The sequence below is a fragment of the Microbacterium sp. genome (genome assembly GCF_017305435.1).
Lineage (GTDB): Bacteria > Actinomycetota > Actinomycetes > Actinomycetales > Microbacteriaceae > Microbacterium.
The window spans coordinates 613,879-632,021 of the sequence record NZ_JAFKIP010000002.1; the positions used below are offsets into that span (position 1 = coordinate 613,879).

Annotated in this window: 24 protein-coding genes; 19 read left to right on the forward strand and 5 right to left on the reverse strand. The window is 65.9% G+C overall.

The genetic code is table 11. From position 1 onward, the window contains the following. Window positions 1-17 precede the first annotated feature (17 nt). The 8 genes from J0I43_RS03240 (at window position 18) to J0I43_RS03275 (ending at window position 5,696) form a co-directional block, all read left to right on the forward strand. The gene (locus J0I43_RS03240; RefSeq protein ID WP_292858893.1) at window positions 18-2,519 is read left to right on the forward strand and encodes a heavy metal translocating P-type ATPase; all 2,502 of its coding nucleotides are present in this window, start codon (window positions 18-20) and stop codon (window positions 2,517-2,519) included. Between the two features lie 38 nt (window positions 2,520-2,557). After that, window positions 2,558-2,752 (forward strand): YHS domain-containing protein, encoded by a 195-nt coding sequence (locus J0I43_RS03245; protein WP_292858896.1) that lies wholly within the window; start codon window positions 2,558-2,560, stop codon window positions 2,750-2,752. A gap of 304 nt (window positions 2,753-3,056) precedes the next feature. Further along, on the forward strand, window positions 3,057-3,662 hold the full coding sequence (locus J0I43_RS03250) for a hypothetical protein (protein WP_292858899.1): 606 nt from the start codon (window positions 3,057-3,059) through the stop codon (window positions 3,660-3,662). A gap of 293 nt (window positions 3,663-3,955) precedes the next feature. Next, window positions 3,956-4,201: a glutaredoxin domain-containing protein gene (locus J0I43_RS03255; RefSeq protein ID WP_292858901.1), complete on the forward strand. Its 246-nt coding sequence runs from the start codon at window positions 3,956-3,958 to the stop codon at window positions 4,199-4,201. 9 nt (window positions 4,202-4,210) lie between these two features. Continuing rightward, window positions 4,211-4,573, forward strand: a complete 363-nt coding sequence (locus J0I43_RS03260) for a single-stranded DNA-binding protein (protein ID WP_292858904.1) — start codon at window positions 4,211-4,213, stop codon at window positions 4,571-4,573. A gap of 136 nt (window positions 4,574-4,709) precedes the next feature. Further along, window positions 4,710-5,000 (forward strand): hypothetical protein, encoded by a 291-nt coding sequence (locus tag J0I43_RS03265; protein ID WP_292858907.1) that lies wholly within the window; start codon window positions 4,710-4,712, stop codon window positions 4,998-5,000. Continuing rightward, window positions 4,997-5,341, forward strand: coding sequence for a hypothetical protein (locus J0I43_RS03270; protein WP_292858910.1), 345 nt, complete (start codon window positions 4,997-4,999; stop codon window positions 5,339-5,341). Before J0I43_RS03265 ends, J0I43_RS03270 begins: the two co-directional genes overlap by 4 nt. Before the next feature lie 88 nt (window positions 5,342-5,429). Beyond that, on the forward strand, window positions 5,430-5,696 hold the full coding sequence (locus J0I43_RS03275) for a hypothetical protein (RefSeq protein ID WP_292858913.1): 267 nt from the start codon (window positions 5,430-5,432) through the stop codon (window positions 5,694-5,696). A gap of 116 nt (window positions 5,697-5,812) precedes the next feature. Here J0I43_RS03275 and J0I43_RS03280 read toward each other — a convergent pair whose 3' ends face one another. The 3 genes from J0I43_RS03280 to J0I43_RS03290 form a co-directional block, all read right to left on the reverse strand. Next, the gene (locus tag J0I43_RS03280; RefSeq protein WP_292858916.1) at window positions 5,813-6,208 is read right to left on the reverse strand and encodes a low molecular weight phosphatase family protein; all 396 of its coding nucleotides are present in this window, start codon (window positions 6,206-6,208) and stop codon (window positions 5,813-5,815) included. Between the two features lie 289 nt (window positions 6,209-6,497). Then, window positions 6,498-7,610 carry an ACR3 family arsenite efflux transporter gene (gene arsB, locus J0I43_RS03285; RefSeq protein ID WP_292858919.1) on the reverse strand — a complete coding sequence of 371 codons (1,113 nt, stop codon included), beginning with the start codon at window positions 7,608-7,610 and terminating at the stop codon, window positions 6,498-6,500. Window positions 7,611-7,684: 74 nt separating this feature from the next. Continuing rightward, complete coding sequence (locus J0I43_RS03290; RefSeq protein WP_292858922.1) at window positions 7,685-8,053, reverse strand: metalloregulator ArsR/SmtB family transcription factor; 369 nt, start codon at window positions 8,051-8,053, stop codon at window positions 7,685-7,687. Between the two features lie 86 nt (window positions 8,054-8,139). Between J0I43_RS03290 and J0I43_RS03295 the strand changes: the two genes are divergently transcribed. From J0I43_RS03295 to J0I43_RS03330, 8 genes are all read left to right on the forward strand, one after another. Beyond that, window positions 8,140-9,456 (forward strand): FAD-dependent oxidoreductase, encoded by a 1,317-nt coding sequence (locus J0I43_RS03295; RefSeq protein WP_292858925.1) that lies wholly within the window; start codon window positions 8,140-8,142, stop codon window positions 9,454-9,456. 38 nt (window positions 9,457-9,494) lie between these two features. Further along, window positions 9,495-9,959, forward strand: a complete 465-nt coding sequence (locus J0I43_RS03300) for a GNAT family N-acetyltransferase (protein WP_292858928.1) — start codon at window positions 9,495-9,497, stop codon at window positions 9,957-9,959. After that, window positions 9,956-10,252, forward strand: a complete 297-nt coding sequence (locus J0I43_RS03305; RefSeq protein ID WP_292858932.1) for a hypothetical protein — start codon at window positions 9,956-9,958, stop codon at window positions 10,250-10,252. Before J0I43_RS03300 ends, J0I43_RS03305 begins: the two co-directional genes overlap by 4 nt. 128 nt (window positions 10,253-10,380) lie before the next feature. Continuing rightward, the gene (locus tag J0I43_RS03310; protein WP_292858935.1) at window positions 10,381-11,340 is read left to right on the forward strand and encodes a PstS family phosphate ABC transporter substrate-binding protein; all 960 of its coding nucleotides are present in this window, start codon (window positions 10,381-10,383) and stop codon (window positions 11,338-11,340) included. Window positions 11,341-11,366: 26 nt separating this feature from the next. Then, complete coding sequence (gene pstC, locus J0I43_RS03315; protein ID WP_292858938.1) at window positions 11,367-12,326, forward strand: phosphate ABC transporter permease subunit PstC; 960 nt, start codon at window positions 11,367-11,369, stop codon at window positions 12,324-12,326. After that, the gene (gene pstA / locus J0I43_RS03320) at window positions 12,326-13,237 is read left to right on the forward strand and encodes a phosphate ABC transporter permease PstA (RefSeq protein ID WP_292858940.1); all 912 of its coding nucleotides are present in this window, start codon (window positions 12,326-12,328) and stop codon (window positions 13,235-13,237) included. Before pstC ends, pstA begins: the two co-directional genes overlap by 1 nt. A gap of 2 nt (window positions 13,238-13,239) precedes the next feature. Next, window positions 13,240-14,109 (forward strand): phosphate ABC transporter ATP-binding protein PstB, encoded by an 870-nt coding sequence (gene pstB, locus J0I43_RS03325; RefSeq protein ID WP_363360851.1) that lies wholly within the window; start codon window positions 13,240-13,242, stop codon window positions 14,107-14,109. Continuing rightward, complete coding sequence (locus J0I43_RS03330) at window positions 14,106-14,807, forward strand: winged helix-turn-helix domain-containing protein (RefSeq protein WP_292858943.1); 702 nt, start codon at window positions 14,106-14,108, stop codon at window positions 14,805-14,807. Before pstB ends, J0I43_RS03330 begins: the two co-directional genes overlap by 4 nt. Here the strand turns inward: J0I43_RS03330 and J0I43_RS03335 are convergent. Together J0I43_RS03335 and J0I43_RS03340 are read right to left on the reverse strand one after the other, a co-directional pair. Then, a complete protein-coding gene (locus J0I43_RS03335) occupies window positions 14,789-15,754 on the reverse strand; it encodes an arsenate reductase ArsC (RefSeq protein ID WP_292858946.1) in 966 nt (321 codons plus the stop codon). The genes J0I43_RS03330 and J0I43_RS03335 overlap by 19 nt on opposite strands. Then, window positions 15,751-16,071, reverse strand: a complete 321-nt coding sequence (locus J0I43_RS03340) for a helix-turn-helix transcriptional regulator (protein ID WP_292858949.1) — start codon at window positions 16,069-16,071, stop codon at window positions 15,751-15,753. Before J0I43_RS03340 ends, J0I43_RS03335 begins: the two co-directional genes overlap by 4 nt. 33 nt (window positions 16,072-16,104) lie before the next feature. Between J0I43_RS03340 and J0I43_RS03345 the strand changes: the two genes are divergently transcribed. From J0I43_RS03345 to J0I43_RS03355, 3 genes are read left to right on the forward strand one after another with little or no spacing between them, the layout of a single operon-like run. Next, window positions 16,105-17,025 carry a metalloregulator ArsR/SmtB family transcription factor gene (locus J0I43_RS03345; RefSeq protein ID WP_292858953.1) on the forward strand — a complete coding sequence of 307 codons (921 nt, stop codon included), beginning with the start codon at window positions 16,105-16,107 and terminating at the stop codon, window positions 17,023-17,025. A gap of 52 nt (window positions 17,026-17,077) precedes the next feature. Then, window positions 17,078-17,494: an arsenate reductase ArsC gene (locus J0I43_RS03350; RefSeq protein ID WP_292858956.1), complete on the forward strand. Its 417-nt coding sequence runs from the start codon at window positions 17,078-17,080 to the stop codon at window positions 17,492-17,494. Then, a complete protein-coding gene (locus J0I43_RS03355) occupies window positions 17,491-18,141 on the forward strand; it encodes an arsenate reductase ArsC (RefSeq protein WP_292858959.1) in 651 nt (216 codons plus the stop codon). The genes J0I43_RS03350 and J0I43_RS03355 overlap by 4 nt, the downstream gene beginning before the upstream one ends. The last annotated feature ends 2 nt before the right edge of the window (window positions 18,142-18,143 follow it).

Here is an 18,143-nt window from a genome sequence, read left to right on the forward strand (position 1 = left end):
ACCGAGAAGAGAAGATCATGAGCAACACGACGCGAACCGTGGTGTTGGAAGTCGAGGGGTTGTCCTGGGCGTCCTCAAAGGCCACGGTCGAGGCCACCCTGCTGCGGCAGGCGGGTGTCACTGATGTCGAGGCGAACCCGGTCTCCCAGACCGCGAACGTGACCTACAACCCGGAGCTGACCTCACAGGATCAGCTGCGGCAGTGGATCATCGAGTGCGGCTACCACTGCGCCGGGCAGTCCGTCCCCGAGCACATCTGCGATCCCGCCGACGACCCCACCCGGCCGGCGCACACCGACCACCGCCCGCCCCCGACCGAACCACACGTGCCGCCGCCCGGGGATGCACGGCCCCTGGGCCCGACGACCCCGGCTCACGATCACGCCGCCATGACCAGCCCCGCACCTGTGGGCGGCGAGACCTCCGCGGATCAGGTCCCACGCCAAGCCCTGGATCACGGAGGCCACGAGATGGCAGACCGCAGCATGCAGGATGTGATGGGGCACGGCGGAAGCCACGCGGGAATGTCCATGGCCTCGATGATCCGCGATATGCGCAACCGGTTCATCGTGGCCGCCGTGCTGTCCGTCCCGATCATCTTGTGGTCCCCGATCGGCCGGGAAGTGCTGGGGTTCACCGTGCCCGCACCGTTCGGGCTGCGCGATGACGTGTTCTCGCTGATCCTCTCGCTGCCGGTGATCTTCTACTCCGCCTGGATCTTCTTCGATGGGGCCTTCCGTGCGCTCCGAGCCCGCACCCTGGACATGATGGTGCTGGTCGCCGTCGGTGTCGGCACCGGCTGGCTGTACAGCGTGGCGGTCACCCTCACCGGCGGCGGTGAAGTGTTCTACGAAGCCGCCACCGTGCTTGCCGCGTTCGTGCTGCTCGGCCATTGGGTGGAGATGCGCGCCCGCGGCGGGGCGAACGACGCGATCCGCACCCTGCTCGAGCTCGCCCCTCCCCGCGCAGTCGTGCTCCGCGACGGCGAAGAGGTCGAGGTGCCCACCGCCGACGTCGTCCCCGGCGATCTCATGCTGGTCCGACCCGGCGCGAAGATCCCCACCGACGGCACCGTCGAAGAAGGCGACTCGGAGATCGACGAATCCATGGTGACCGGCGAGAGCCTCCCGGTCCTCAAAACGCCCGGATCCGAGGTGATCGGCGCCACCGTCAACACCACCGGGACCCTCCGGGTACGGGCCACCAAGGTCGGCGCCGACACCGCCCTCGCGCAGATCGTCGCGCTCGTCCAGGAGGCGCAGAACTCCAAAGCCCCCGGGCAACGCCTCGCCGACCGGGCGGCGTTCTGGCTGGTCCTGGTCGCCCTGATCGGCGGCACGGTCACCTTCCTCGCCTGGCTGCTGATCGGCGCCCCAGTGCCTACAGCGATCCTGTTCGCCATCACCGTCGTGGTGATCACCTGCCCCGACGCGCTCGGCCTGGCCACACCGACTGCGATCATGGTCGGCACCGGACTCGGCGCCAAACGCGGCGTGCTGTTCAAGAACGCCAGCGCCCTGGAATCCGCTGCCCATATCGATACGGTCGTCCTCGACAAGACCGGCACTCTGACCAAGGGCGAACCCGAAGTCACGGACTACCTGCCGATCGGCATGAACGACATCGAACTGCTCTCCCTCGCGGCCGCAGCGGAACGCGAATCTGAGCATCCGCTCGCCAGGGCGGTCGTCGCCTACGCCGACGCCCGCAACATCCCCCGACGCACCGCCAGCGCATTCCGGAATGTGACCGGGCTCGGCGCTGTCGCCACCGTCGACGGCCACCGCGTGGTGATGGGCAACACCCGTCTGATGGCCGATGAGGGCATCGACATCAGCCCCATCGAGGCAGCCCTCCACGGACTGGCCTCCACCGGACGCACCGCCATCGCATTCGCGGTGGACGGCGAGGCAGCTGGGGTGATCGCGCTGGCGGACGCGCCGCGAGAGACCGCCGCGGCAGCGGTCACGGCCCTCCACGAGGCTGGCATCGAGGTCGTTATGCTCACCGGCGACAACGAGCCCACGGCAAAGCGGATCGCCTCCCTGTTGAGCATCGACACCGTGATCGCCGAAGTCCTCCCCGAGGACAAGTCCGCACGGATCGCCGAGCTGCAACGGGCGGGCAAGAAGGTTGCCATGGTCGGCGACGGCGTGAACGACGCCCCCGCCCTCGCTCAAGCAGACCTGGGCGTCGCCATCGGCGCGGGAACCGATGTGGCCATCGAGACCGCCGATGTCGTGCTGATGCGCTCCGACCCTCTCGACGTCGCGATCGCGCTGCGGATCGGGAAAGGCACCGTCCGAAAGATGCGACAGAACCTCGGCTGGGCCATCGGCTACAACGCCGTCGCCCTCCCGATCGCCGCCGGCGTCTTCGTCTCCTCGCTGGGGATCATGCTCAGCCCGGAGATCGCCGCCATCTCGATGTCCGGCTCCAGCGTCATCGTCGCCGTGAACGCGCTCCTGCTCAAGAGGCTGCGCCTCCCCTCACCTGCCGCTCCCGCTGCAGCATCCTGACAGTCCCCCCTGCCTGACCCCAACCCGAGGAGAATCCCATGACACACCACCACAACGGCGACGCGACCGACAACGCAGAACTGGTCACGGACCCGGTCTGCGGGATGCTGATCGACCCTGCGACAGCCGCCGCAACCCGAGAGCACGACGGCACGACGTTCTACTTCTGCTCAATCGGATGCGCCAAGGCTTTCGACGCGGATCCCCACCGATACGGACACCCACACCGGTGACGGTCCGGCAGTACTGGTGGGGCGTGGACCGCCATGCGCACCCACCGCGAGCACATCGGCTAAGCAGGTAACCCCTCGACAGCGCCGCCGCTGACGCCCGGCGGCGCGGCCTCCTCGTCCACGAGCTGGAAGAGGCCGCGATCACCGACCGTGCAGCCCGCATCAGCGCCCTCCGCAGCGGCACGACCCCCACGGGCGGGCTGTACGCCCGCGACGCATCCGGACTCGCCACCGACTACGAGAACATCGCCCGCGAGCTGCTGACCCGCGTCGCGGACATCGAGCAGGAAGTGAGCGTCGCATCATGAGCGAACCGCAGATCGAGCGCCCCAACCTTGCAGACGCCTTCAAAGGCTCCGGCAGCGGCCGCGCAGCCAGCCTCGGCGGCCTCCTACCCAAGAACACCCGCCCCGCCGACCCCGCGACGGCCGACACGGCAGTAGCAGTCGAGCCGGCCGCCCCGCGGCAGAAGCCGACGCCCAACCCCGCCACCGAACGCCCGACGGCTGTTCGCCGCGCCGCGGCACAGCACGCGGGCGTGCAGAACGTCGCCGTCTACCTCGAGCCCGACATCCTCGCCCTTGTCCGCGCCGCCAAGACCCGCACCACGACAGCGGGGGAGCCGGACAAGACCTACGACGAACTCCTCGTCGACGCCCTCGACCACATCCCCACCGAGCAGCTGCGCGCCGAGTTCGCCAGCGCACCCACCGAGCACAGCGCAGGCCCGCTGCAACGCCGCGCCCGCCGCGCACGAGGCAGCGGCGGCATCCAGATCCAGCTACGCCTCGACGGCGACCAACGTCGCGCACTCGACGAGCTCACCGCCGATGCCGGCGCGCCCTCGCGCAGCGCGCTCGTCGCCGCGGCCTACCGGCTGCACCTCGCCCCGCACGACCACGAGAGCTAACCGGCTCAACCGACGCAATCATGCGACGACAGCACACCACAGCGAGCCGACACGGAGGCCGGCCCGCAGAAGGAGCCGCTGCGCGGCGCAGACACTCTCACGCACTCTTTGACCTGTCCGGCTGTCGAGGATACGACGGCTCCACTGCGGGCCAACGGCTTTCGCGGCATATCCTCCCTCGCTGCGCTCAGTCCGGTATTCCACGGTCCGTTGCTCCCTCCGCTGCGCCCGCCGCTAATCCCTCGATTGCCGGAAGGCAAAGAGAAACGGTTGGTAAGGAGAAGGGCAGAGCAATGGCTGAGCAGATCACGGTGTACACCACCGGCCCGGCATGCGCACGCTGCACGCTGACCAAGAACGTGATGACGAGCAAGGGGATCGCGTTCGTCGAGGTGAACATCAGGGACGACGAGGCGGCACGCACGTATGTCGTGGAGGACCTGGGCTACACCGAGGCACCCGTCGTCGTCATCACCGACGAGGACCACTGGAGCGGCTTCCGCCCCGACCACATCGACCGGATCGCCAACAACCGATAGGAGAGAACCATGTCCGTCCGCACCATCGCCGGAAACCTGGCCGCCGACCCCGAGGTCGTGCAGGCCGGGAGCATCCAGATCACCAAGCTCCGCGTCATCGAGAACACGGGGGAGTACCGACAGGACAAGTGGCAGGCCCACGACACCCCCACGACGCACTTCATCGAGGCCCGGTTCGAGCTGGGCGAGAACGCGGCCGCCTCCCTGCACAAGGGCGACGCCGTAATCGTCACCGGCCGCGAGCACACGTCGAGCTGGGGCGAGGACGCCAACAAGCAGTATGGCCGCGTCATCGACGCCGACAGCATCGGCGCGGACCTCGCTCGCGCGACCGTCACCATCAGCCGGAACACCCGCGACGACCAGCAGTAGCCACCTACGACACGGCCGGGGCCCCACCGCCCCGGCCGTGTCCGTGACGTCAGAGAAGGTAAGAAACATGGCCGTGAACGAAGAACACCGTCAGGTTGAGGTCGCCCGCGACCTCTCATCCCAGGCTAGAATCCTCGTGCACTCGACCCGAGACGTCCCGGCGCCGTTCGATTCCTACACGCTTCTTGGTGAGCTGGTCGCCACCGTCGACGACCTCGAACAGGTCTGTCAGCAGCTCGGGGCCTGGCACTCACGCGTCGTCGACGGCGAGCACTACGCCGGCGAGGACAACCGAGGGGATGGGGCGACAGGAACCGTCACCGCCTCTGCCGAGCTCCAACGGGCCGCCGCCGCGCTCGGCGCCGCCTCCGAAGCCCTCCGAGCCGCGCATTCCGCGAACGGCGTGGTGCGCTGGTTCGACGCATGAGCAGCGCACGAACTTATGTGCAGCGACTCGTCGACGCCATGCTCGACGCTGCTCAGTCCGCTGCCCCGAAAGCCGAGCACAGCATCACCCTGACGCCCGAGAACTCGCTTCTGCTCCCGATCCACGCCACCGAGCTGCCCCGCATCGTCGACGGCGTGGACGGCGCATACCGCGGCCACGTCTACCGCGACTGCATGGTGTGGGATCAACTTGTCCTCGATCACCTGGTCATCGTGACGCCCGTCGTCGGCCGGGTCACCGAGGATTCGCATGGACCGACCTACTTTGGCGACCTGCGGAGCGGCACCTTCGGCACCGAACCGCCGCCGAGCGAGGAATAGCCCCATGCGCAGCAATGCCCCGACCGCACTCTCTCTCGGCCGGGGCGTTGTACGCGACAATAGAGCCACCGAGCGACAGGAGAGCGCCGTGAAGATCCCCAAGGCCTTACGGCTGTGGTGGCACGACGGCGCCGGAGTGCGCGTTCTCCGCTACAGTGGCCGCCAGTGGACCGTCCAGGCCCTCGTGAGCTTCATCTGCACCCTGGCCAGCCTCATACCTGTGGAGAGCTTCCTGGGCCGCTCCATGCTCGTCGTCGTGCCGTACCTCCTGGTGCCGGCCGGTCTCGCCGCTGCGGCCTTCGCGATCACCGCCGCGGTGCTGACACACCGGTTCCGGCGCACAAGCCGAGGCTGACGTTTGCAGCTTCGACCGGGAGTCTCATGCACAGGGCGAGTACGCCCACCGTCTTGGATTCCCTACTCGGCGACGCGGCTGTGAATTCAATGCTGGGCGGAAGCCTTCAGCGTTCGTCAGCGTGCGAGGAACGTGGTCTTGATCTTGTGGGATACGGCGTCGCGCAATGGCCGCACCGCGTCGGCGTCCCATGCCTCCGGGTTGGGGAAAGACCATTCAAGAACCTCCCCACGGGGTGCGGACGGCAGTGCCAGCCCGGGCTTCATCAGTACCACGACGTCGGCGGCTTCCAGGTCGCCCGGGGTAACCGCGCGCGGCAGTCGATCGGTGATGTCCATCCCCAATTCCGCGACGGTCGCGGCCACGGCGGGGTTCACTTCCTCGGCGGGGGAAAGGCCGGCGGACTTGGCCGTGAATCGATCGCCGGCCAGGTGCTCCAGCAGCGCGGCGGCCAGTTGGGAGCGGCCCGCATTGTGCTGGCAGATGAACAAGACGGTCGGAATGCTTGGCATTTGGGGTCTTCTCCTAAAATCCGTGGCGTTGGGGTGTCAGCTCGCGCATTGGGATTGGGCGCAGGAAGCGCAGCACATCTCCCTTTTGGGCGCGAGCTGGCGAGGGTTGCCGACGACGTTGTTGAAGAATGACTCCTTCTCGCACTTGTGGAGATGCTCGGTGCAGAGAGCGGCGCCGCAGTGAGGACAGACGGCAACCGCGGGAACGGCGATGTCCAGAGTGGCGTGTTTATAACAGATCATGAGTGTTCCTTCAATGGTGGGCAACAGTGCTGCTGCTGCCGAGGGCTCAAGTGGTGATGTCCTGCACGCGTCGGCGATCGATGTGAAGATCCTCGTTGGTGGCGGGGAAAAGTCGACCGCGCAACGAGAGGGCGACGTAGACAAGTCCGACGAGCACCGGGACTTCGATGAGGGGACCGACAATGCCAGCCAGAGCTTGCCCGCTGGTGGCGCCGAAGGTGCCGATAGCGACGGCGATAGCGAGTTCGAAGTTGTTGCCGGCGGCCGTGAAAGCGAGCGTCGTGGTGCGTTCGTAGCTCAGGCCGATGGTCTTGCCAGTCCCGAACCCAATAAGGAACATCGCGATGAAGTAGGCCAGGAGGGGCAGGGCGATGCGGGCGACGTCGAGGGGACGGTCGATGACTTGCTGCCCTTGAAGGGCGAAGAGCATGACGATCGTGAAGAGGAGGCCGCCGAGGGCGAGTGGGCTGATCCGGGGGAGGAAGACCGTTTCGTACCAGGCGCGGCTGCGGCGGCGTTCTCCGATGCGGCGGGAGAGGTACCCAGCGAGTAAGGGGATACCGAGGAAAACGAGCACGCTGAGGGTGATGGCCCAGATGGAGAACTCGGCGCTGGTTGTGGAGAGGCCCAGCCAGGTGGGAAGGATCTGCAAGTAGAACCAGCCGAGAGCGGCGAACGCGATCACTTGGAAGACGGAGTTGATGGCGACGAGGAAGGCTGCTGCTTCGCGGTCCCCACAGGCGAGATCGTTCCAGATGAGGACCATCGCGATGCAGCGGGCAAGGCCAACAATGATGAGCCCGGTGCGGTATTCGGGGAGGTCGGGGAGGAGCAGCCAGGCAAGAGTGAACATCAGCGCGGGGCCGACGAGCCAGTTGAGGACCAGTGAGGAGATCAGTAGCCGCTTGTCGCGGGCGACGATCGCTGCGTCGGAGTACCGCACTTTGGCGAGGACGGGATACATCATGACCAGCAGTCCGACGGCGATGGGGATGCTGATGGTGCCGATCGACGCCGCGTGAAGGAATTCTCCGAAACCGGGGGCGAGGACGGCGAGGGCAAGACCTGCGCCCATGGCGAGCAGGATCCATACGGGCAGGTATCTGTCCAGTGTTCCCAGACGGGCGGGCGCGATAGTCGTGCTCACTTCACTCCTCATTCATAGATGAACTTCGATATGAAGCGTAGCAGAATATCGACAGACGTCGATGCTCTCCGTGGAGCGGCTGAGTCTTATGCGGTGGCGAAGAAGCGCGATACCCGGTCGAGAGCCCCCGGTACGAGAGTGAAATAGGCCCAGGTTGCGCGCTTGCTACGGGTGAGGAACCCCGCCGCGGTGAGGACCTTCAAGTGGTGCGAGACGGTCGGCTGACTGAGGCCGATGGGTTCGATCAGGTCGCACACGCAGGCTTCCGAGTTCTCGGATGCGGCAACGATGGAAAGCAGCCGCAGGCGGGCGGGGTCCGCCAGAGCCTTCATGGTCAGAGCCAGGGCCTCGGCCTCCTCCACAGTCATCGGTTCACGAACGAGCGAGGTGCAGCAGCTATCAGCGCCGGTCTCGGCGATGGCAGTGATGTCGGTGACGTCGAGCGTGGTGACCATGCATCGACAATAGCCGATATTGACAGGGATCTATAGGGCGAGTAGGAATGAACATCGAAGCTTGTCGATGTTATGAAGGAGTGGTCATGACCTTGTTGGATCTCACGCCGCGTGTCGCTGTGAGCGATCGTCTGGCGACGCTGCCCGTGGTGATCATCGGTGCAGGACCAGTCGGGTTGGCTGCGGCCGCGAATCTCGTAGAGCGCGGTATCGACTTCATCGTTCTCGAGGCAGGCGAGACGGTCGCCGCGAGCGTTCGGGCGTGGGGCCATACTCGCCTGTTCTCCCCGTGGAAGCACCTGGTGGATCCGGCGTCGCGTCGCCTTCTGGAAGCACGAGGCTGGGAACTTCCCTCACCTGAGCGGGCGCCAACGGGAGCCGAACTGGTGGACTTGTACGTCGACCCACTGGCTCAGCTAGAGGAGATCGCATCGAGGATTCGGACGGGGGTGCACGTGACTGCCGTGTCCCGGGAAGGAATGGATCGCACGCGCAGTCGCGGGCGGGATGCGACACCGTTCGTCATCCGCACCCGCGATACCGAAGGCAACGTTGCCGAGGTTGCGGCGCGCGCGGTAATCGACGCGTCAGGCACCTATTCGTCACCGAACTCGTTGGCTTCCAGCGGGCTGGAACTTCTGGGACTGGGCGAGATCGCCGGCCACGTGATGCCGGCACTTCCCGACGTGCTCGGCCGGGACCGCGCCCACTTCGCAGGCAAGCACGTCACCGTCGTCGGCGCCGGGCACTCTGCTGCGAACACACTTCTCGGGCTGGTGTCACTTGCCCGCGAGGAGCAGGGCACGACGGTGTCCTGGCTGATCCGCAATGCGCAGGCTGTACGGGTGTCCTCGTCGCCGGACGATGAACTCGTCGGGCGCGCTCACCTGGGCGCGCGCGTGGATCGCGCGGTGGACCGCGGTGACATCGATCTCGTCGACGGATTCGAGATCATCCGTGCTGCCCAGGCAGGCGCCGCGGTGGAACTGATCGGTCATCGAGACGGAGAGGTGGTGACGCACACCACCGACATCGTGGTCAACGCGACCGGCTTCCGGCCCGACCTGGACATGCTGCGCGAGGTTCGCCTGGAGCTGGACGACATCGTCGAGGCCCCCAAGCGGCTCGCGCCGCTCATCGATCCGAACGTGCACTCTTGCGGCACGGTGGAGCCCCACGGGTTCGGCGAGCTCACCCACCCGGAGCGCGGGTTCTTCATCGTCGGGATGAAGTCGTACGGTCGCGCTCCCACGTTCCTGCTCACGACCGGATACGAGCAGGTCCGTTCGGTGACCGCGTGGCTGGCCGGCGACATGGCTGCCGCCACCCAGGTCGAGCTGGTTCTCCCTGCCACGGGCGTCTGCTCCACGGACCTCGGGTCAGCCGGCGGTTGCTGTTCGTGACAAAGGTCCGCTCCCTCGTCCCAGCGGATTGGCCCGACGTGGAGAGGATCTACCGGCAGGGAATCGACGAGGGCGATGCGACCTTCGAGACGCACCCGCCGACCTGGGAAGAGTTCACCACCAGCAAACTGCATACTCCCCGTCTTGTCGCCGCCGATGACGACGGCCCGGTTCGCGGCTGGGTGGCGGCGTCGCAAGTGTCGAGCCGGGAAGCATATCGGGGTGTGATCGAGCACTCTGTGTATGTCGATCGTGACCACCGCGGTCAGGGCGTGGGACGAACGCTGTTGGCCGCGTTCATCGCGGGCGCAGAGTCGGCCGGGTATTGGACGATCCAGTCGAGCATCTTCCCGGAGAACAGCGCCAGCCTCCAACTGCATGTCGCGGCCGGGTTCCGGGTAGTGGGCCGCCGGGAAAGAATCGCTCGGTCCCGCCTCGGCGCCCAAGCGGGACAGTGGCGGGACACCCTCCTCATCGAGCGGAGAAGCGCGGCAGACTCGTGACTGACGGTTCCCCCGACGCGGAGTTCATCCGCCGACACCTCACCGGCGTCCGCCGCACCGTCCTCGCCATCGTTGCTAACCACGGACCGATCAGCCTCGATGACATTGCGATCGAATGGGCGCGGCAGCATCCCACCATCAGTCCCCGCCACAGGTTCGCCCTTCCCCGCATGAGCGGCCAGGTTCTGTGGCGGCTGGAGAATCTCGGCTGGGTGGCTCGTCGAGGCGAGCAGTATCTCCTCACCGCTGAGGGGCGTCGGGTCCACGACGGCATCGCAATCGCCTCCGAATAGCTGGGCTGCGTTCACCGCGCGTTCACATAGATTAGCTTCTATGTGAAACGGATAGAAGATCATCTATCTGGCCTGCCTTGCACCGGCGGGTCCTGACGCCCATGTCGGGCACGAAGGAAAGCGCACCCGTGAACAAGACCACAGCAAAGCTCGCTGCCGTTGCGACGCTCGCCGCCGCCGCCCTGGCATTGAGTGCCTGCGGCGGACAGTCCGCCGGCAGCACTGGCGGAGGAGAGGCCAGCGGAGGCGGGGCCGGCGGCTCTGTCACCACCGATGGTTCGTCGACCGTCGCCCCCCTCACCGAGGCCGCCGCGGACCTGTTCCGCGAAGAGGACTCGTCGGTCAACGTGTCGGTCGCCACCTCCGGCACCGGTGGAGGCTTCAAGGCGTTCTGCGCCGACGAGACCGACATCTCCAACGCGTCCCGTCCGATCAAGGACGAAGAGGCCGCTGAATGTGAAGCGAACGGCGTCGAGTACACCGAGATCGTCGCCGCCAACGACGGCCTGTCGGTCATCCTGAACCCGGAAAACGACTGGGCAACCGACCTCACCCTGGAGCAGGTCGCGAAGATCTGGGCACCGGAATCCGAGGGTGTCGTCAACAGCTGGTCCGACGTTGACCCGAGCTTCCCCGACGTGCCGCTGGTCCTGTTCGGTGCCGGCACCGACTCGGGCACCTTCGACTACTTCACCGAAGAGGTGAACGGGGAGACCGGCGCGATCCGTACCGACTACAGCCCCTCCGAGGACGACAACATCACCATCCAGGGCGTCGCCGGGGACCAGGGTGCGATCGGCTTCCTCGGCCTGAGCTACGTCGAAGAGAACGAGGGCACGATCATCGCCGCATCCATCGACGGCGTCTACCCGAGCACCGAGACCGTGCAGGACGGCACCTACACGCCGCTGGGGCGCCCGCTGTTCATCTACGTCAAGAACGCCGCGTACACCGACAAGCCGCAGGTGAAGGAGTTCGTCGACTTCTACGTCGCCAACTCCGCCGACATCGCCTCGCTCGCCCTGTTCGTGCCGCTGACCGAGGAGCAGATCACCACCGCGCAGGAAGAACTCGCCTCGCTCGGTTGAGCGAGCCCCCTCCGCGGAGACACTCCATGACCGCTGTGATCACCAAGGCTGGGGGCTCGAGGACTACTTCCTCGGGCCCCCGGCCAGGCACCCAGTTCGCCGGCCGCCGCCGACCCGGCGAAGCCCTCATCAGACTCGTTCTCCGGCTAGCCGCAGTACTCACGATCGTGACGACGGTCGGGATCCTGATCGCCCTACTGATCCCCTCCCTCTCGTTTTTCGCCGAGGTTCCCGTCCTGGACTTCCTATTCGGCACGCGCTGGGCACCCCGGTTCGCAGACGCGTCCTTCGGAGTCATCCCCCTCGTCTCCGCCACGCTATGGACGACCGTGATCGCCCTGCTGGTCGCCGTGCCGTTCGGGCTAGGCGCAGCCATCATGCTCGCCGAGTACGCCAAGCCCCGCACCCGCAAAATCCTCAAGCCGATGCTGGAGATCCTCGCCGGCGTCCCCACCGTCGTCTACGGGTTCTTCGCCCTCCAGTTCGTGCAAGCCACCGTGCTCCGCGACTGGCTGCAGCTGCCCACCGGCGCATTCAGCGTCCTCGCCGCAGGACTCGTCATGGGTGTCATGATCATCCCCACAATCGCGTCGATCTCCGAAGATGCCATGTCCGCCGTTCCCGGTGCGCTCCGTCAGGGCAGCGCTGCGCTCGGCGCGAACCGGATGCAAACCACCCTTCGCGTGGTGTTCCCCGCCGCCCTGTCGGGCATCGTCGCCGCTGTCGTCCTCGGCGTCTCCCGCGCCGTGGGAGAGACGATGATCGTCGCGATCGCCGCCGGAAGCCAGGCCCGGATCGTCACCAACCCGCTCGAGCAGGGACAGACGATGACCGGATTCATCGCGAACGCCGCTCTCGGAGACTCCCGCGTGGGAAGCCTGGAATACAACACCCTGTTCGCGGTCGGGCTGCTGCTGTTCCTCATCACGCTGCTGATGAACTTCATCAGCATCCGGTTCGTTCGCCGCTTCCGAGAGGCCTACTGATGACCACCACCCGAAGCGCCCCGACGAAGATCCGCGCATCCGCGCCCCTCGGGACGGGGACACACGGTGACCGGAAACCCGGCCCGATGATCTTCCTCATCCTGCTGTGGCTGTCGCTGCTTGTCGCGTTCGGCGTGCTCGCGACTCTTCTGGTCACGATCCTGATGGACGGGTGGGGGAAGCTGTCCCTGCAACTGTTCACCAACTACCCATCCGCCACCCCGGAAACAGCGGGCGCCCGCCCTGCCATCCTCGGGTCCGCCTGGGTGATCGCGACCACCGCGGTGCTGACACTGCCGCTGGGGATCGCCGCGGCAATCCACCTCGAAGAGTTCGCCGACAAGAAGCGCTGGTTCAACCGGCTCATCGAACTGAACGTGCAGAACCTCGCCGCCGTCCCCGCCATCATCTACGGCCTGCTTGCCCTCGGATTCCTCAGCCTGCTACAGGTGCAGAACAAGAACATCGTCATCGGCGGCGCACTAGCGCTATCGCTACTGATCCTTCCCGTCATCATCATCTCCACCCGAGAAGGGTTGCGGTCCGTACCGAACGAGATCCGCGACGGGTCCCTCGCGCTCGGTGCGACGAAGTGGCAGACCGTGTGGCGGCAGGTGCTTCCGGCGTCCGTGCCCAGCATCGCCACCGGCTCAATCCTCGCTCTCTCCCGCGCACTTGGGGAAGCGGCACCACTGTTGGTGCTCGGAGCGCTGGTCTACATCACGTTCGACCCGAACGGGCTCATGAGCGGGTACACCACCCTCCCTATCCAGATCTTCAACTGGACCGGTCGTCCTCAGGAGGGCTTCCACGAGCTTGCCGCGGCCACCAGCGTGCTCCTCCTCGGCGTTCTGCTCCTGATGAACGCCCTCGCCATCTTCATCCGCAACAAGTACCAGAAACGGTGGTAGCCATGAGCGACCCGATCGCCACCTCAACCGAGGACACCCCTCACCCGCAGTTCCACGCCCAATCTCCAGAACCGAACCTGCGCGAAACACCGAGCGGGCTGATCCGCTGCGAGAACGTGGACGTGTTCTACGGCGACTTCCGTGCCGTCACCGACGTCAACCTCAGCTTCGGAAAGAACGAAATCACCGCGCTGATCGGCCCCTCCGGGTGCGGGAAGTCGACGCTGCTGCGTTCGCTGAACCGGATGAACGACCTCGTCGATGGCGCGCGCGTCGAAGGGCAGGTGCTGTTCCAAGACGACGACATCTACGCCAAAGACGTCGACCCGATCGAAGTGCGCCGCCGCATCGGCATGGTGTTCCAAAAACCCAACCCGTTCCCGAAATCCATCTACGACAACATCGCCTACGGCCCCAGGGTGACCGGGATGAAGGTGTCGAGCATGGACGACCTGGTCGAAGAAGCTTTGACCAAAGCAGCGCTGTGGGGCGAGGTCAAAGACAAGCTGAAGCAATCCGCATTCGGTCTCTCCGGCGGACAGCAGCAGCGTCTATGCATCGCCCGCACGATCGCCACCCAGCCGGACGTGATCCTGATGGACGAACCATGCTCGGCGCTGGACCCGATCGCAACCATGCGCATCGAAGACCTCATGCACGATCTGCGCCGGGACTACACGATCATCATCGTCACCCACAACATGCAGCAAGCCGCCCGAGTCGCCGACCGCACCGCGTTCTTCACCGCCCTCGCAGATGAAACCACCGGAGACCGAACCGGAGTACTGGTGGAATACGCCCCCACCTCACAGATCTTCGAGCACCCCCAGGACCAGCGCACCGAGGACTACATCAGCGGCAGGTTCGGATGAGCACCCTCACGAACCCAGTGGTCGGATCGGCACGCGTCGTCGTGCTGTCCACCGACCCGCACGTGGTTCGAGGAACCGTCGCCGAATTCCGCCACTTCGGTGCGTCACTAATCCGGCGAACCGACATCATCAGCGCGCTGACGGAGTTGATCCGCGACCCGCACACGATCCTGCTGGTGTCCTCTGACGTGGCCTGCCAAGACATCGCCGCCGTCCTGGAACTGTCGATCGCCACCAGCAAATCAACGGTGCTGTTCGGAATACATCCCTCCACCGGGATCGCCACAGTAGATACCGCGATCGCCGCCGGCGTGGGCGGCGTCGTCGACCTTCCCCTCACCCCCGAACGCCTCGCGTCCGCGCTGCGACAGCTGCCCCCCGCATCCGTGGAGGTGCCGAGCACGGTCGCGGTGGGCGCGCTGCTGGTCGACACGGACCGGCACCGGGTCGAGCTGTACGGCACACCCATCACGACCACCCCGAGAGAGTTCGACATCCTGCTGGCATTGGCAATGTCCCACCCGCGGATCGTCACACTCGACGAGCTCGCAGACACGCACGGCGGTGGAACACAACGGCAAGCATCCATCAGGGTCATGGTCGCGGGTCTCCGGTCGCGGTTCGCCGCGCTCACGGGCGCCCCGAGGGACGCGGTGATCGAAACCCACCGCGGCATCGGCTACCGACTGGCCGCGTGAGACGTCATCCCCATCTCGGCCAGAAGATCCTCAACGTGCCCTCGGATCTGGTCACGAACCACCCGCAGCCCCTCGTCGTCGAGGGCGAGCGGATCCTCAAGATCCCAATCCATGTAGCGGCGACCGGGGTACACCGGGCACGCATCCCCGCACCCCATCGTTACCACGAAGTCCGCGGCCTGCACGACCTCGTCCGTCAACGGCTTCGGATACTCGTCAGAGAGAGGAACACCCACCTCGGCGAGAGCATCAACGACTCGAGGGTGGACCGCGTCGGCTGGCTGCGACCCCGCGGTGCGCACATGGACACGATCGCCCGCGAGATACCGCAGATACGCGGCCGCGATCTGCGAACGCCCGGCATTCTGAACACAGACGAACAGCACCTCAGGCGTGCCGCGAAGCACCAGACCCTGCGCCGACGCCAGAGCGTCAAGACGATCAGCGGCATATCGTGCCGTCAACGAGGGCAAATGCTTCCGCACCCGGGCTCTCTGACTGAGCAGCAGGTAGCTCTCCACGACATACTGCGACACCGTCTCGCTACTGAACGTGGAAGCGAACCGGTACGACAAATCATGCGCGACCGTCGCGATCGCCGCCGGCAACACGGCAACGGTCGGAGCGGTGTCGGGTTCGGGCAGGGCCGGCATATCACCCACCAACAAACGCCCGAAACGCACCCACGATGCCGCCGGCAACACGTGTGCCCCCACCTCGTCAGTGCGCACGATGTTCACGGCCAACAACCGGGCAATCGCGTCCTCCACCTCGATAGCCGGAACATGCAGCAACGAGGAGAGCACGTCGGCCGGAGCACCCGCGGCCAGAGCACTCAGCACCCGCAACGTAAGCAGATCGCCGAGCACTGCGGCCTGCGCGGCACGTTCCTGCGCGGCATCGTCATCCAGCGGGCGCCCGACACGGTGCCGCGCACGCTCGATCACCGCAGCAGATCCTCGATCGCGCTACGCCGAGACGGAACCACCGAAAGCCACACGTACTTCCCCTCCGGCTCACGGACCAGGAGACCGTCATCCACAAGGATGCGCACGTGGTGGGTGACCGTCGGCTGCCGCAACCCCAGGGCGTCGGTCAGTTGCTTTACGGTTGCACGCCCAGACTCCGAGTCCAAAATGACGCTCAACATCTGCAACCGCGTCGGATCTGCCACCGCTCGCAGCGTCCGAGCGAGATCTTCCGCGGCGGAGCGGCCGAGCGGTGCGCTCGCACCTGCTGCGGGGCTGCCGTGGGAAGAGGTCACACTGTGATCCTACCTGAAGATAGACTTTCATCTATGGATGCGGTGGTGTCGGACGCGACCCGAACCGCGTCCGTTCTTGCTGACCCTACCCGTATGGCGCTCTTGCGACTGATGTCGACGGCCGATACCGGCCGAGTCCTCGTAGGAGAGACCTCGCGAATCCTCGGCCTGCGGCAGCCGACCGTCAGTCATCACATGAGGCGGTTGATGGATGAGGGGATCGTGACCCGCCAGCCCGAGGGTCGGCGCACGTGGTACGCCATCGCCCCGCCTCATCGTGACAGGGTCACCGCACTGCTTTCCCTTGCGGACCAGCGACCCTCTGCGCCGCCGGATCTGGACCGCGTGGTGGGTGATCTTCTCGTGCGGTTTCACGGCACCCTGACCCGTGAAAAGGTGCGAAGGGTCGTGTCCGACGCTCATACACGTCTCTCCGAGTCAACGCCGCACCACCTCTTGGCCTCCCGCACCGCCACCTTTGCCATCGAACGGATTGAAGCATCCCTGAAAAACCGGCTCCATCGCGACCCCGACGTCACCGTGCTCTTCGTGTGCGTACAGAACGCCGGACGGTCGCAGATCGCCGCGAGCGTCCTCCGCCGGCTCGCCGGCCCTCACATCCGCGTGCATACAGCGGGATCTGCGCCGGCAGACGATGTGCGATCATCCATCATCACCGTGCTCGACGAAGTCGGCCTCTCGCTCGATGGTGAGTTCCCCAAACCCCTCACCACCGAAGTCCTCGAGGCGGCCGACATCGTCGTCACGATGGGGTGCGGCGACATCTGCGTGCCCCGAATCGGCGCAACGCACCTCGACTGGGACATTCCCGACCCCGCTGGGCTCTCTCTGACAGAACTCAGAACCATCCGCAACGACATCGACCTTCGCGTGCGCGATCTCCTACCGCGCCTCAAAAAGGGTGAGTCACTTGCCGTTCACTCGGCGTTGTAGTCTGATACATAGATGATCCTCTATGCTTCGAGGACACGAAAGAGAGTCCACCATGTCTGATACCCCCACTGTTCTGTTCGTGTGCGTGCACAACGCCGGTCGCTCGCAAATGGCCGCCGGCTACCTCCGCGAGCTCGCGCAAGGACGCATCCAGGTCCTCTCCGCCGGATCCGCCCCCAAGGACCAGATCAACCCAGTCGCCGTCGAGGCCATGGCCGAAGAGGGCATCGACATCACAGGCAACACCCCGAAGGTTCTGACCGTCGAAGCCGTCAAAGAATCCGACGCCGTGATCACGATGGGCTGCGGAGACGCCTGCCCGATCTTCCCCGGTAAGCGGTACGAGGACTGGGAGCTGGACGACCCCGCCGGTCAGGGCATCGACGCTGTCCGCCCGATCCGCGACGAGATCCGCCGACGCGTGGAAACGCTCATCGAAGAGCTCCTCCCCGCCCGTGGTGTCGCATGACCTGGCAGAAAGGGCAAGACGCTCTGCTCTCCGCGGACTCAGTACTGCACCGCGCCGCGGAACGTCTCACTGCCCAATTCACCGGCATGGTGGGAGCGGAAACGGTCGAACGCGTCGTTTTCGAGTCCTACACCGCACTCGCCCGCACGGCGACCGTCACCACCCACCTGCCATCACTGGCCGAGAAGTTCTCCCGCGACCGACTCACCGCGCTGGCACAGTCCCGCGGCTTCATCCCCAAGCCCGTCCCGGAAGTGCTCTACGTGTGCGTACAAAACTCCGGTCGCTCCCAGATGGCCGCCGCACTCACCCGTCACCTCGCCGGCGACCGAGTGCACGTCCGCTCCGCCGGTTCACAGCCCGGCCAAGGCATCCTCCCCGTCGTGGTCGAAGCGTTGGCGGAGCTGGGGATCGACGTGAACGAAGAGTTCCCTAAGCCTCTCACCGATGACGTCGTCCGTGCAGCGGACGCCGTGATCACCATGGGCTGCGGCGACGCGTGCCCGATCTACCCCGGCAAGAGATACCTCGACTGGGACCTCACCGACCCCGCAGATCTCGACATCGTGGCCGTCCGCGAAATTCGGGACGACGTCCAAGCCCGAGTGCAGCAGCTACTTTCCGAACTGACCACCGCGACAGCGTAGGA

Bases quoted from the DNA above. Each gene is read 5' to 3' on its own strand.
- J0I43_RS03240 (WP_292858893.1), top strand. From the start codon at position 18: ATGAGCAACACGACGCGAACCGTGGTGTTGGAAGTCGAGGGGTTGTCC.
- J0I43_RS03245 (WP_292858896.1), top strand. From the start codon at position 2,558: ATGACACACCACCACAACGGCGACGCGACCGACAACGCAGAACTGGTC.
- J0I43_RS03250 (WP_292858899.1), top strand. From the start codon at position 3,057: ATGAGCGAACCGCAGATCGAGCGCCCCAACCTTGCAGACGCCTTCAAA.
- J0I43_RS03255 (WP_292858901.1), top strand. From the start codon at position 3,956: ATGGCTGAGCAGATCACGGTGTACACCACCGGCCCGGCATGCGCACGC.
- J0I43_RS03260 (WP_292858904.1), top strand. From the start codon at position 4,211: ATGTCCGTCCGCACCATCGCCGGAAACCTGGCCGCCGACCCCGAGGTC.
- J0I43_RS03270 (WP_292858910.1), top strand. From the start codon at position 4,997: ATGAGCAGCGCACGAACTTATGTGCAGCGACTCGTCGACGCCATGCTC.
- J0I43_RS03280 (WP_292858916.1), bottom strand. From the start codon at position 6,208: ATGCCAAGCATTCCGACCGTCTTGTTCATCTGCCAGCACAATGCGGGC.
- arsB (WP_292858919.1), bottom strand. From the start codon at position 7,610: ATGAGGAGTGAAGTGAGCACGACTATCGCGCCCGCCCGTCTGGGAACA.
- J0I43_RS03290 (WP_292858922.1), bottom strand. From the start codon at position 8,053: ATGGTCACCACGCTCGACGTCACCGACATCACTGCCATCGCCGAGACC.
- J0I43_RS03295 (WP_292858925.1), top strand. From the start codon at position 8,140: ATGACCTTGTTGGATCTCACGCCGCGTGTCGCTGTGAGCGATCGTCTG.
- pstC (WP_292858938.1), top strand. From the start codon at position 11,367: ATGACCGCTGTGATCACCAAGGCTGGGGGCTCGAGGACTACTTCCTCG.
- pstA (WP_292858940.1), top strand. From the start codon at position 12,326: ATGACCACCACCCGAAGCGCCCCGACGAAGATCCGCGCATCCGCGCCC.
- pstB (WP_363360851.1), top strand. From the start codon at position 13,240: ATGAGCGACCCGATCGCCACCTCAACCGAGGACACCCCTCACCCGCAG.
- J0I43_RS03330 (WP_292858943.1), top strand. From the start codon at position 14,106: ATGAGCACCCTCACGAACCCAGTGGTCGGATCGGCACGCGTCGTCGTG.
- J0I43_RS03345 (WP_292858953.1), top strand. From the start codon at position 16,105: ATGGATGCGGTGGTGTCGGACGCGACCCGAACCGCGTCCGTTCTTGCT.
- J0I43_RS03350 (WP_292858956.1), top strand. From the start codon at position 17,078: ATGTCTGATACCCCCACTGTTCTGTTCGTGTGCGTGCACAACGCCGGT.
- J0I43_RS03355 (WP_292858959.1), top strand. From the start codon at position 17,491: ATGACCTGGCAGAAAGGGCAAGACGCTCTGCTCTCCGCGGACTCAGTA.